Raw genomic sequence first — 11,853 nt, 5'->3', positions numbered from 1 at the left:
TTACATACAGTGCCAAGGATGGCGTGGCGGTGGCCCGGCCGCAAGGGTTGCGGCGGCCTTTTATCGGGATATGGCCTGCATCGGCGAAGGAGCCCTTCTGTAGGAGCGAGCTTGCTCGCGAACGCATTTGAAGTGGTCAAGTAAAACTGGACACCGGTTTAGGTCTATCCGGTCAGCTCTTCGCGCTGTGCCGGGGTCTGGTAATCGTTGTGGCGATGTGGCCGTTGATGGTTGTAGTAATCGGTCAGGTAACGCAGCACATCGGCCTCTGCTTGAGTCTGATCGACGTAGCCGGAAGACGGCACCCACTCCGACTTGAGGCTTCTAAAGAAACGCTCCATCGGGGCGTTATCCCAGCAGTTTCCTCGACGACTCATGCTTTGCCGGATGTGGTAGCGCCAGAGCAATTGGCGGAATTCGAGGCTGGTGTAATGACAGCCCTGGTCGGAGTGAAACATCAGTTGCTGTGGTTTGCCCCTGGCTTCGTAAGCCACCCGCAAGGCACGCCCGGTGAGTTGTGAGTCTGGACGGTTGGACACGGCCCAGCCGACGATCCGGCGCGCATACAGGTCCATCACCGCCGCCAGGTAGATCCAGCGACCACCAGCCCAGAGGTATGTCACATCCCCACACCACACCTGGTTGGGGCGGTCCACATTGAAGCGACGCTCCAGTTCGTTGGGCGCGATGACGCTTTGTTCCTTGGCGACCCGGTAGCGATGTTTACGGCGCTGCGTACTGACCAGCCCGATCTCTTTCATCAGCCGGGCAGCCAGGTAACGGCCCACGGTATGACCCTCGTTGCGCAAGGCGGCCGACAGGGTTCGGGCGCCAGCTGCGCACCGGCTCTGGGCATGCAACTCCATTACGCGTCGACGCAGCACTTCCCGTCGTCTGCAGACAAGGGCCTGGCGCTGGTGGGCCGCGTAGACACTGCTGCGATTCACGCGGAATAACCGACACAGTTCTGTACGCGAATGCTGCTCGCCCAATGCCTCGACCAGTCTGATTAATCGAGAGCGTCCGACATCAAGAGAGCGGTAGCCTTTTTTAGAATCTCTTTCTCCCGCTCCAAACGGCGGACTTGCGCCTCCAGCTCCTGAATACGCCGCTGTTCCGCCGTCAGCGCCTTGCTATGCGCCGGCGTCTGACCGCCACGCTCCAGCTGCAACTGCGCCACCCAACGACGCATCGCCGTGGGCCCTACCCCCATCGCCTTGCAGGCGGCCGGTACCGAATAGCCTTGATCCACCACCAGGCGGGCGGCTTCCAGTTTGAAATCCGGACTGAATGATCTTCTGCTCATGAACACCTCTGCTGTGGGCGAAGCTTAACGCCCTATCGGGGTGTCCAGAATCATTAGGCCACTTCAATTGCACCGGATGGGCCAGTGTGAAGCGGGGTTCGCGAGCAAGCTCGCTCCTACGAAAAGCGCTTTCAGCCCAGGCGGAACACCAGCGCCTTCAGCCCGCTGTCTTCCTCGATATCGGCGAACTCCGGCGGGTTTTCCAGGCGTTCGACGAAGCGCAGCTGCGGCGCCTCGGCGGCCATGCCGCGGAGGAGGAAGTCGACTCCGACGCCTGGGTCGTTCACGCAAGCCAGCACGGTGCCGTGGCCGTCCAGCAGTTCCGGCAGGCGGCGCAGGACGCGGGCGTAGTCCTTGTCGAGGACGAAGCTGCCTTTCTGGAAGCTCGGCGGGTCGATGATGATCAGGTCGTACGGGCCGGATTTCTTCACCTTGCCCCAGGACTTGAACAGGTCGTGGTCGAGGAAGCTCACCTTCGACAGGTCGTGGCCGTTCAGGCGGTGGTTGTCGCGGCCTCGGCTGAGCGCGGCGCGGGCCATGTCGAGGTTGACCACCTTCTGCGCGCCGCCGGCTATCGCCGCCACGGAGAAGCCGCAGGTGTAGGCGAACAGGTTGAGCACCCGCAGGCCCGCGGAATTGGCCTGCACCCACCGGCGGCCGTAGCGCATGTCGAGGAACAGGCCGTTGTTCTGCTTGCGGCCCAGGTCGAGCTGGTAGCGCAGGCCGTGTTCGCTGATCTGCCAGCCGTCGAAGGCCTCGCCGGACAGCACCTCCATGGTGCTTTCCAGCGTGTAGCGGTGCTGCAGCATCAGGCTGCGGGCGCCGCTGGCGCGCCAGATGTCGCCTTGCGCCAATTCCACCAGCATCGCCCGTAGCGCGGCCAGTTCGTCCTCGGCCGGCTCGCGGAACAGCGAGACCAGCAGCACGCCTTCCAGCCAGTCGGCGGTGACCTGCTCCAGCCCCGGCCAGCGCCGGCCGCGGCCGTGGAACAGGCGGCGGGTTTCCGCGGGGGCGGGGTTCAGGGCGGTGAGCAGTTGCTCGCGCAGGGTGGCGATGGCGTCGGTGTTCATGCGGGTGGTCTTTCTATACAGGCGATTGGGGCCAATCGGGGCGGCGATTCTACGCGCTCAGGTGCCATGGCGCTGCACCTGCAGCTTTTCCTCCGGGCGCGGGGCGACGAAGTAGCGGTTGAGCGCCTCGTAGCCCGCCGGGTCCAGCGGCGCGGCCAGCGGCGCCAGGGCGTGGCGCGCCAGCAGGCGGCTGCGGCAGGTGGCCGGGTCGACGTCGAGGAAATGCAGGCAGTGCGCGGCGCCGGCCTGTTCCGCCAGGCCGATCAGCCAGCGGCGGTCGGCCAAGGTGTTGGCGGGGATGTCCAGCACCACGCTGGTGCCGGCGCGCAGCAGGCCGACCACGTGCGGGCCCATGACCTTGCGCACCCGGCGGGCGTAGAGCTGGTAGTCGTCCGGCGTGCTGATGCCCCAGGGGAACAGCTCGGCCAGCCACTCTTCCTCGGCCAGCATCACGGTGCCCGGCGCCTGCGCCAGTTCGCGGGCGAGGCAGGACTTGCCCGATGCCGCCTTGCCGCACAGCAGGTGCAGGGTGCCCGTGCTCATGTCGCGGCCTCCGGCAGGTCCGCGCCGTCGGCGGGCTGGATGAGCGCTTGCGGGAGGTGGTTTGCCGGGTCCATCGGTGTCTCCTCATCGGGAGCCTCGGACGGCGGGCATTAAAAAACCCGCCGGGAGGCGGGTTTGGTTGTCTGCGGAATGCGCTAACCCACCATCGGAGCGATGGTGGTAATAATCTGCTGGAAGGTGCGGTTGGCGGCATTCATGGGCCAGACGCTAGCAGAAACGCCTTGCGTCGCGCCAGCGCTCTTTTTTCGCCGGCGGCATGGCATGATCGCGCCGCGCCGTGGTCCAACCGCCATGCCTCTCTCCACGCCGTAGCGGAGCTCCCCCATGCCATCCCCCCTTCCAACCCGCATCCTGCGCGCCCTGGCGCTGCTCGCCGGGTTGGCCGTGTCCGTCGATGCCCTTGCCGTCAGCTGTCCCGAAGGACAACGCCAGGTCTGCCTGGACACCTGCGTCTGCCTGCCGGACCTGGGCGCGGTGCTCGGCCCGGTGATCGCCGACACCCGCAAGATGGCCGGCCAGGCGCTGGGCGTCTGGCTGCAGGAGTCCCGCGACCAGGCGGAGCAGGGCGGCACCCAGCCGATCCCGCTGGAGATCCGCGCGCAACTGCAGGCCTATTACCCCGACGAGGTGCTGATGGCGGCGCGCTATTCCACCGGCGCGCTGGACGAGTTGAACGCCGCCCAGACCATCATGCAGAACCCCGACACCGAGGCGGTCACCCTGGTCGACGTGATCGTCTTCCGCCGCCCGGAGGACGCGCAGAAGGACGTCGCCCTCTGGGCTCACGAGCTGTGGCACGTGAAGCAGTTCCAGGAGTGGGGCGTGCAGGGCTTCGCCAACCGCTACAGCGCGGACTTCGACGCCGTGGAGGCGCCGGCCTACGAGATGCAGCGGCGGGTGGCCAAGGACCTGCGCGACAGCCAGCAGACCGCCGCCGTGTCGCACTAGCGGCTGGCACGGGCCCGCGCCTCGGGCGCCGCTCAAGACTCGACAGGTCGATAGCGAGCCCAGGCTTTCGAGTTTGGATTGGTGATCTGGCTCATGTGGAAGCACTCCTTGCACCAATGCCCCTTGCGTACGTTAGACAGCAGGCTATGCCAGGAGTGGCCGCGCTGGCATATCCAATGCCATTTTGCCGAATGGCCCGGGTAGCTCAGCGTCAGGCACTGGCCACCTCGCTCGGTGGCGAGCTGATGGGCGTCGGCCAAGCTCTGCATACGTCTACGTTCATCGAAGCACAAACGACACCACGTACCTCGCACTATTCGATTGCCAGTACTGCTCCACTCATGCCCATTGCCGCAGCGGAAGTGATACTTGCCGCCGCTGCCCATGTACTTTTCACTTAGACATTGGCCACCCCGCTCCAGGGCAATGCGTTTGAGTCGGCCGATTCCATCCTTGTAGAGATAGCTTTCTGATCGTTCCAGCCAAGAGCATTCCCGGCACCAGCGGCCACGCAGGATTTCGTATCCTTCAGTTTCCCACTCGTGGCCACGTTTGCAGCGGAAGCGATAGCGGTCGTGGGTTGTGTGGAATTGGTTGGAAAGGCAGTTTCCGCCTCGTTCAGCCGCAGTGTTTTGCAGCCTTTGCAGCCCATTGACCAGGCGTCGTTTTTGGTGACCTGCATTGTCTCCGCAATGTGGGCAACTGATCCGCCGCCACAGCCGTTCGCCGTAACGTGACCATTGATGCCCATGGGGACAGCGGAATCGATGCTGTACGTCGGGGCCCAACCATTGTGGTTCGAGGCACTCCACACCCGCTTCGCGCGCCAGTTTGAAAAGCCGACGATTTCTTGAGTCCATTACGCAAATCGGGCAACCCCTGGAGCGCGGGTGAATCACCGTTGCCAGAGGGCGGGTGAACTCGTGACCATGGGTACAGCGAAAGCGATATGCCTCATGCCATCCCCGCCAGATCAGATCCAGACATTCCAGTGCGAGTCGATCCAGCATTGCTCGGGCCCGGGCGGAGCGGTCCATGATCGGGTGTGGTTCGCTCATATCGTCATACCGTTCATCACTGTTGCACCTCGCCCTTTGGATCGCTGGCGATCAGGCTGGCGCCGCAGGCGGTCTTCATGCCGTGTAGGGCAACGGCAATGCCATCGACATCCAGCAAGGCACTGCCTTCGATGATGGGAAACACGCCCTTGCACAGCGGGCATGCCACCATGTGCCCGACACCCGCCATGGGGCGGCCATTGAGGTTGGTTTGACTGAAGGCTTCCAGCACCTTGCCGCCATGGCTGGTGCTGTCACCGAGGCGAATGATGTCCATCGTTTGTTCTCGTCGTTCGATACTGTGCCGTCTTGCCGTCCGTCATAGATCGTCCATCCAGTTCTTCTTCGGCGTCAGGCTGGCGAGGAACTCCGCAATCGCATAATCATCGGATGGCTCATGGCGGAAGCTGGTGGCGGAAGGGCTTCTGGGAGAGGCGGGTGGGTTGTCGCGTGAGCCGCCGAGGTTTGGGGTTACCGGGCGCAGGCGGATGGAGTCGATGATGGTGTCCCACAAGTCCAGGGCTTCCTTGTCTGACTTGAAGGGAGGGCGTGGCAGGTTGCCGTTCGCGTCGGGGTCGCTTTCGCCCACCTCGAGCCCGGCGGAGACGTTGGGCTCTGTAATCGACTCATCTTTGCCTTGGGCTTCCCAGGCGAAGGTGTAAATGCGTTGCCCTTGATAGCTGCCCGCGACGAGGTACTCATCCGCAGGCACGGCGCCGGAGCGCTCCCGTTTTCTCAGGGTTTCGATGCCGACTATCCGTTTTGCTACCCCCATCAGGAAGCCACCCACACGATCAAGCAGGCGATCCTGTTCGGCACCGGTGCTGGAGCTGAACTCGAAGTGCGCGCCAGGGTAACCTGGAAAGGTCACGCCGATATCAAAGCGTTCGCCTTGATAACTGTTTCCTGAAATATAGGCGCGCTCTATGCAGAAGCCGGGTTCGGTGGGGATTTCGTTAGGCTCTCGGGAGCGTAGGTTTCTGGCGAGAGATTTTGCAATTTCGATTCCTCTATTCTCTCTATCTATAGAGATACCACCTCTCTGGTAATAAGTATTCCGCTTTGGGCTGGAGACCAAGTAAGTGTCTAGTTGATACATCTCCGTGCTGACATCTGAGGCCCAGGAGAGTAATCCGATCGCGCTATGGCCCAAGTCAACTCTCCGAATGAAGAGTTGACCTTTTGTATCGTGTCTGGTTCTTTTTAGCTCAAGCTCGCGCTGGTTGATCCTGTTGGTGAGTTCATCGGATGAGTCACTGATTAAGTCTATTGAATCTCCCCAAAGGTAATATCCAGCCTTGATATCTGAATCAGGTGGCAGATCAATGAGGAAACGGCCAAAGCAATGAGTAATCCAACCAGTTTTATCCATTTCGTTATTGCGTACGGGTTCGCTCGATGTGCAGGCGGCTGTCATCAATAGCGTCATCAGAGCGCATGCAGTAAGCACTCCAGTCGGGCGGATTCTGACTACCGGGTGACTGTCCCTGGACATTACAGATCGTCCATCCAGTTCTTCTTCGGCGTCAGGCTGGCGAGGAACTCCGCAATCGCATAATCATCGGATGGCTCATGGCGGAAGCTGGTGGCGGAAGGGCTTTTGGGAGAGGCGGGTGGGTTGTCGCGTGAGCCGCCGAGGTTTGGGGTTACCGGGCGCAGGCGGATGGAGTCGATGATGGTGTCCCACAGGTCCAGGGCTTCCTTGTCCGACTTGAAAGCTGGACGCGGCAGGTTGCCGTCGTGATCGCGGTTGCGCTCAAGGGCGCTCAGTTCGGCTTTGATGTGAGGTTCGGTGATTGAGTCGTCCTTGCCCTGGGACTCCCACATGAACGTATAAACACGCTGTTCTTTGTCGCTTCCTGCCACCAGGTATTCATCGGCGGGGATAGCACCTGTGCGCTCACGCTTTCTCAGGGTCTCGATACCTGCCACCATTTTTGCTGCGCCGATGAGGAAGCCACTGACGCGGTCCAATAGTCGATCCTGCTCGGCTCCCGTGCTTGCGCGGAACGAGAGGAAAGCACCCGGATGGTTAGGGAACGTCACACCCACATCAAAGTCTTCGCTTTGGTAGCTGTTTCCTGCGATATAGGCGCGCTCTATGCAGAAGCCGGGCTCGGTGGGGATTTCACCTACATCTAGAGAACGGAGACTGCGCGACAAGTTGTTGGCACTATCAAGTCCTTGAGCCTCACGATCTTTCGTCACACCCGCTGCCCAGTGATAGACGTTCCCGGCCGGTTTCGATATTACATAAGCGTCTAGCAAATAAGTTTCGGTGCTGTAGTTTGAGCGCCAGGAAAGTATTCCTGTTCCGTTGTCAAGATTGATTTTTCGTATAAATCTACTTCTTTGTGTTTTGATGTTTTTCTCATTTATTAATTCTTGCTCGCGCTTTTCTATTCTTTTTGTTAGTTCCAAGGGTGAGTCATTAAGGAGTTCTATGTTGTCGCCCCATAGGTAGTAACCTGCCTTAATGTCTGCATCAGGTGGTAGGTCAATGAGGAAACGGCCAAAACAATGGGTGATCCAACCAGTTTTATCCATGTAGGAGTTCCGTGTAGAAGAGGACGATGCGCAACCGGTGATGCAGGGCCAGCGCGATGAGTCCAAGAAGGACTAGGCGATAGTGCGGGTTCACTCCTGCCAATCCGCGAGCCCGGCAATCCTGATGAGGCCGTAGAACGTGGCCCATTGGGCGCGCTCATCGTTGTAGCTCTCTTGGTGTTCGTAGCCTTCGGTTGTGTTGTGTTGGCCCTTGCCCTTGCCGCCTTGGCGAAAGCTGGCGGAAATACCGGCCAGGCTCGGCGCCTGTCCAGAGTCCGTCGGTACCGTGCCGTCGCCGCCACTTCCCTTGCTTTCGTCTGTCATGGAGAAGCGCAAAGGACCTTCGGTCACCGCTGGTAGGCTGCGATGGAACCAGCCTTTGTAGCTGCCGTTCTCGTCGTCTTCAGGCTTGGCCCCTAATACTTCCAAGGGTGTCGTATCGCCTTGCCAGATCATATCTCGCCAACTAGGACGCCTATCGTCTGCTGCATAATGGACGTAAGTTTCTGAGTGGTAGCCTGATATAGATAATTCATCATGGAATCCGGATACATCGTCTATTCGATCATTGAATTCTTTTCTTGGGTCTTTGTTCTTGTTGTTCTGTTCGGACATGTTTAAGTATTTAGTATTTTGCTCCGGCACCAATCCATACCAAGCAGAACTTTTATAGATCTCCCCATACGGGTCTCCGTACTGCGGATAGGCACGGAGTTGTCCGTCGATGTCCTTGATGACATGCCCTTGCGCATTGCACAGGAACAACCAGGGACGGCTTCCCCGGTATTCGGCGCTGGGCGCCAACTCGAGCGCGCCCGGGGAGTTGGCCACCACGGCCGTTACCTCGCCGGCATTGGCACCGAGTACGACCTGTGCCACACCCTCATAGCCGCAGCGCATATGGTGATAGATGGCCGATGAACCGGTGGCGGGCTGGACACCGTGCACGACGCCCAGAACCCGCTGATAACCATGAATCTGCGTCAGCGCCCGGGCGACCAGGCCGCCCATGGAGTGCGTGACCAGAATGACTTTCATCCGCGCCAGTTGTTCAGGGGCGACGCCACCCTGCTTCTGATAGAAGGGCAGTACCGTGTTTTCGATGAACTCCCGGACGTCCAGGCCGGATTGACGGTTGGATTGCAGCCAGTTGTAGCCTGCGCACCAGACGTCGAACTGGTATTTGCTGGCCTTGCTCAGGTCCTCCTGGCTCAGTGCCCCTGCCTTGCCCAGTTCCTCGCCGTAATCGGCCGGCGAGTGCTGGCCTGCTTCCTTCCACCATCCCTGGGGTTCCGCCCGATGAACGATCCGGTCCAGCCGGCTTTCCATCAGCGCCATGATGGGGTTGTAGGCCGTGCGCATGACCTTGCCCCAGCCGCGCAGACGCGCGGCCTCTTCGCTGAGCTCGGAGGGGGCCGTGTCGATTGTTCCCTGATCATCCACTTCGACTTTCTCGGCTTTGAGCAACTTCTGTCGATCTTTGGGCCCGCGTCCCCACCAGACCAGCAATGCCCCAATGGCCGAAAGAATGTCGCCGGGATGTAGGCCGATGTTTGGCGGCCTCCACACGGTGTTCTTGCTTTCCTTGTCCCGAAGATTGGTTCCCATGATCCCCGGAATGAAGATCACCGGGATCGTCGCGGTTTGCCTCACCAGCAAGGTCTTCTCGCGCTGGTCTTCGGTCCGCGTCAGCAGCGTGTTGTAGACGAGGCGGCCCTGGCTGTCGCGGCTACGCGGAACGATGATTTCCTGATCGCTGTCGGGTGCAGGGCTGGTCATGCGTTGGACTCCTTGTCATCGAGGCTGGGGGTTCCCTTGGGGCGGACGTGTATCTGCACGCGATCCATCGCCAGGTCTTGCTGCTTTGGCAGCCGGCCCTGGGCATCGGTGGTGAGCACCTGGGTCGAGCCATCGCCACGAAGGAGCTCCACTGTTCGATGGGCTAGTGGCTCCAGCGTGTTTTCGTCGCGCAGGACGTAGGTATCGTCGAAGGGCACCGAGTCCCAGGTGTTGAACGTGGTGGAGGCGTGCGCAGGGCCGATCAGGCTGTGCTCGGCCGCCTTGACGATGAAGTTGCCGGGCATCCCCAGTTCGATGTTGCCGCCCTTGAGGGTGAGGTAGGCGCCGCCGCACATCAGGGTGATGTGCTCTTTTGCCGAGACCAGCACGTGCTGCTTGCTGGCGCTGACTTCCACGCTCTGGTCGGCCTGCAGGCGGATGTCGTTGTGCTGGGCCTGCATCAGCAGTTGGCCCTGGTGGGCGATGTGGCGCATCTCGCCGCTCTGGGCGAACAGGCCGAGGTCGGTGCCGGCGTTGATAACCAGCTTCTGCCCGGCGGTGAGTTGCTGGTTCTGCTGGGCGACGCTGTCGATGTGTTCGCCGGCGGCCAGGGTGATCGACAGCGGGGTGCCGGCGGCGATGCCTGCCGGGCCGCTGAGGGCGATTGCAGGTTTGCCACCCTGACCACGGCCCTGGCTGGGTTCGTCGTTGGCGCCCTGGCCGAGGCGGGTGACCGCTTCGCTCAAGGTCTTCTGCGGCTCGGCGTCGTGGCTGATGCCCTGGTGTTCGCCGGCATAGTCGCCCAGCCCCTTGGCCAGTTGCAGTGCGGCCTCCAGCACCTGCACCACCGTGCCGCGATTCAGTTGCCCGCCGTTGGCGTTCAACTGTTGTTCGGTGCTCAGCAGCAGACCTTTGGCGGCCCTCAGTGCGCCATGTTCGTCAGTGCGCAGTTCAAAGCCTTCACCGCGTGGCGCGCCGCCTTCGGGGCGTGGGTGGGTCAGGTAACCGAGGTGCAGGTGCGTGGCGCCGTGGTCGCTCATCAAGGCCGCGCTGATCTGCGCGGTGGTGTCGTCGATGCGCAGTTCGTTGGCGCGGCTGCCCCGATACTCCTTGCTCTTGATGGTGCTGAGGATCTTGTGACGGGGCAGGGCATAGGGCACCGGGTTGGTGGCCCGGTAGGTCCGGCCGGTGATGATGGGCTGGTCGCAATCGCCGTCGAGGTTGCTGACGATCACTTCCTGGCCGATGCGCGGAATGGCCATGTGGCCCCAGTTGGCGCCAGCCCAATTCTGGGCGACGCGAACCCAGCAGGAGCTGAACTCGTCATTCTGGCCGAGGCGGTCCCAGGGGAACTGGATCTTCACCCTGGACCACTCGTCCGTATGGATCTCCTCGTCTGCAGGGCCCACCACCGTGGCGATCTGCGGCCCGTCGATGCGCGGCTTGGGTAGCGGTTCGGCCCGCCATTCCACGTCCTCGGCGACCACTTCGGCGGTGTAGTCATAGGTGACGCCTTGCTCGGAGTAAGCGGCTTCGTCTTCCTGGCTGGTGTGTTGTACGCCCTTGTGGAGGATGCGTACGGGACGCCACCAGGTGTTGAAGTCATCGCGGGGATGGCCTTGCAACTGGAAGGAGTGCCCCGGCAGCAGGCGGGGATCGTCGCCCTCGATCCGTGCAACCTGCGCGTCGCGGCGGTGGCCCTGGATACGGTTGTGGGTGAAGGGCTTGCCGGCGCCTCTGACCTTGTAGCGGCCAGGGTAGTCGTAGCGCTCGTAATCCAGCCCTTGATGGTCGAGATTGTCGCCACGGGCGTTTTGCTGCTGGTCGAGCGAAGGGCGCTTGAAGGTGTAGTCGCGTTGGGTCTGTTGCGCGGTACGGACGTTTTCGGTGTAGCTGAATGAGCGAATGACCGGTTCGGGGTTGTCGCCTGCGGGTTGCGCGTTGAACTGCACGGGCCCGCCTGGAATACGTGGTTGCACGTAGAGCTTGTCGCTATGGTGCAGGAGGTGGGTGTTCTCGTCGAAGGTGTACCAGGCGACGATTCCCTCCTCGCGCAGGAGTCGTTCCAGAAAATAGAAATGGGTATCGCCGGCCTGCACGCAGTATTCACGGGGTAGGTGTTCGGTGTGCAGGTTCTGCTGGTAGTGCAGGATGCCGTGTTCGGCGAGCGTGGCCTGCACGATTTCCGGCACGCTCCTGTTCTGGTACACGCGCCAGTCCGAGCTGAGCTGAAGGCGTGCCTGTCGCGGTTCGATCACCGCCCGGTAGCGGGTGCGGACAAAGCCGGTGGCGCCTTGGGTGAAGCTGGAGACCAATCCGTGGACATGCCGCACGGCGCGGGTGCCTTGCCAGAGGGTCAGCAAGGCCGGTCTGTCGAGAATCTGGCCGAAGTCGAGGTGATTCTTGTGGCTGGCCAGTTCAACGGTCAGCCGAAAGGGCTCGCAGAGGGCTTCTTCCAGAGTGAATTCAATGACTTCGAATTCGATCGGGCTGGACTGTATGGAGAAGGTGAACCGCAAATCCCGTTGACGCATGGAACCTTCCTTGTTGAGGTTTGAGGTCCGTACGGGTACGGGCGGAC

At 61.5% G+C, this 11,853-nt stretch carries 10 protein-coding genes; 1 reads left to right on the top strand and 9 read right to left on the bottom strand.

Annotated features, from left to right (window positions below):
- Positions 1-164: 164 nt before the first annotated feature.
- The 3 genes from AC3B6A_RS14315 to AC3B6A_RS14305 form a co-directional block, all read right to left on the bottom strand.
- Positions 165-1,306 (bottom strand): IS3 family transposase gene (locus tag AC3B6A_RS14315; protein WP_488397875.1). Its coding sequence is split into 2 segments (ribosomal slippage): positions 165-1,054 and positions 1,054-1,306, totalling 1,143 coding nucleotides; the frame shifts between segments, so codons are not numbered across the junction.
- Positions 1,307-1,437: 131 nt separating this feature from the next.
- Positions 1,438-2,376, bottom strand: a complete 939-nt coding sequence (locus AC3B6A_RS14310; protein ID WP_488397874.1) for a class I SAM-dependent methyltransferase — start codon at positions 2,374-2,376, stop codon at positions 1,438-1,440.
- Positions 2,377-2,433: 57 nt separating this feature from the next.
- Positions 2,434-2,919 (bottom strand): P-loop nucleotide/nucleoside kinase family protein, encoded by a 486-nt coding sequence (locus tag AC3B6A_RS14305; RefSeq protein ID WP_488397873.1) that lies wholly within the window; start codon positions 2,917-2,919, stop codon positions 2,434-2,436.
- Positions 2,920-3,264: 345 nt separating this feature from the next.
- Between AC3B6A_RS14305 and AC3B6A_RS14300 the strand changes: the two genes are divergently transcribed.
- Entirely contained in the window at positions 3,265-3,888 is a 624-nt protein-coding gene (locus AC3B6A_RS14300) for an eCIS core domain-containing protein (protein WP_488397872.1), read from the top strand.
- Positions 3,889-3,920: 32 nt separating this feature from the next.
- Here AC3B6A_RS14300 and AC3B6A_RS14295 read toward each other — a convergent pair whose 3' ends face one another.
- The 6 genes from AC3B6A_RS14295 to AC3B6A_RS14270 all read right to left on the bottom strand — a co-directional run bounded on the left by AC3B6A_RS14295 (position 3,921) and on the right by AC3B6A_RS14270 (position 11,806).
- On the bottom strand, positions 3,921-4,946 hold the full coding sequence (locus AC3B6A_RS14295) for a hypothetical protein (protein ID WP_488397871.1): 1,026 nt from the start codon (positions 4,944-4,946) through the stop codon (positions 3,921-3,923).
- A gap of 16 nt (positions 4,947-4,962) precedes the next feature.
- On the bottom strand, positions 4,963-5,223 hold the full coding sequence (locus AC3B6A_RS14290; RefSeq protein ID WP_488397870.1) for a PAAR domain-containing protein: 261 nt from the start codon (positions 5,221-5,223) through the stop codon (positions 4,963-4,965).
- A gap of 42 nt (positions 5,224-5,265) precedes the next feature.
- Positions 5,266-6,375, bottom strand: a complete 1,110-nt coding sequence (locus tag AC3B6A_RS14285) for a T6SS immunity protein Tli4 family protein (RefSeq protein WP_488397869.1) — start codon at positions 6,373-6,375, stop codon at positions 5,266-5,268.
- A gap of 65 nt (positions 6,376-6,440) precedes the next feature.
- Positions 6,441-7,493, bottom strand: a complete 1,053-nt coding sequence (locus AC3B6A_RS14280; protein ID WP_488397868.1) for a T6SS immunity protein Tli4 family protein — start codon at positions 7,491-7,493, stop codon at positions 6,441-6,443.
- Positions 7,494-7,583: 90 nt separating this feature from the next.
- A complete protein-coding gene (locus AC3B6A_RS14275) occupies positions 7,584-9,272 on the bottom strand; it encodes a Tle4 family T6SS lipase effector (protein ID WP_488397867.1) in 1,689 nt (562 codons plus the stop codon).
- Positions 9,269-11,806, bottom strand: a complete 2,538-nt coding sequence (locus AC3B6A_RS14270) for a type VI secretion system Vgr family protein (protein WP_488397866.1) — start codon at positions 11,804-11,806, stop codon at positions 9,269-9,271. Before AC3B6A_RS14270 ends, AC3B6A_RS14275 begins: the two co-directional genes overlap by 4 nt.
- Positions 11,807-11,853 lie beyond the last annotated feature (47 nt).

It is taken from the genome of Pseudomonas sp. B12(2026) (genome assembly GCF_057767015.1).
This window is presented reverse-complemented; position numbering and strand designations above follow the sequence as displayed.

What these genes read in the sequence shown, in the direction of transcription:
- AC3B6A_RS14300 (WP_488397872.1), top strand. Translation starts at nt 3,265, where the DNA reads ATGCCATCCCCCCTTCCAACCCGCATCCTGCGCGCCCTGGCGCTGCTC.
- AC3B6A_RS14290 (WP_488397870.1), bottom strand. Translation starts at nt 5,223, where the DNA reads ATGGACATCATTCGCCTCGGTGACAGCACCAGCCATGGCGGCAAGGTG.
- AC3B6A_RS14295 (WP_488397871.1), bottom strand. Translation starts at nt 4,946, where the DNA reads ATGAGCGAACCACACCCGATCATGGACCGCTCCGCCCGGGCCCGAGCA.
- AC3B6A_RS14270 (WP_488397866.1), bottom strand. Translation starts at nt 11,806, where the DNA reads ATGCGTCAACGGGATTTGCGGTTCACCTTCTCCATACAGTCCAGCCCG.
- AC3B6A_RS14305 (WP_488397873.1), bottom strand. Translation starts at nt 2,919, where the DNA reads ATGAGCACGGGCACCCTGCACCTGCTGTGCGGCAAGGCGGCATCGGGC.
- AC3B6A_RS14280 (WP_488397868.1), bottom strand. Translation starts at nt 7,493, where the DNA reads ATGGATAAAACTGGTTGGATCACCCATTGTTTTGGCCGTTTCCTCATT.
- AC3B6A_RS14275 (WP_488397867.1), bottom strand. Translation starts at nt 9,272, where the DNA reads ATGACCAGCCCTGCACCCGACAGCGATCAGGAAATCATCGTTCCGCGT.
- AC3B6A_RS14310 (WP_488397874.1), bottom strand. Translation starts at nt 2,376, where the DNA reads ATGAACACCGACGCCATCGCCACCCTGCGCGAGCAACTGCTCACCGCC.
- AC3B6A_RS14285 (WP_488397869.1), bottom strand. Translation starts at nt 6,375, where the DNA reads ATGACGCTATTGATGACAGCCGCCTGCACATCGAGCGAACCCGTACGC.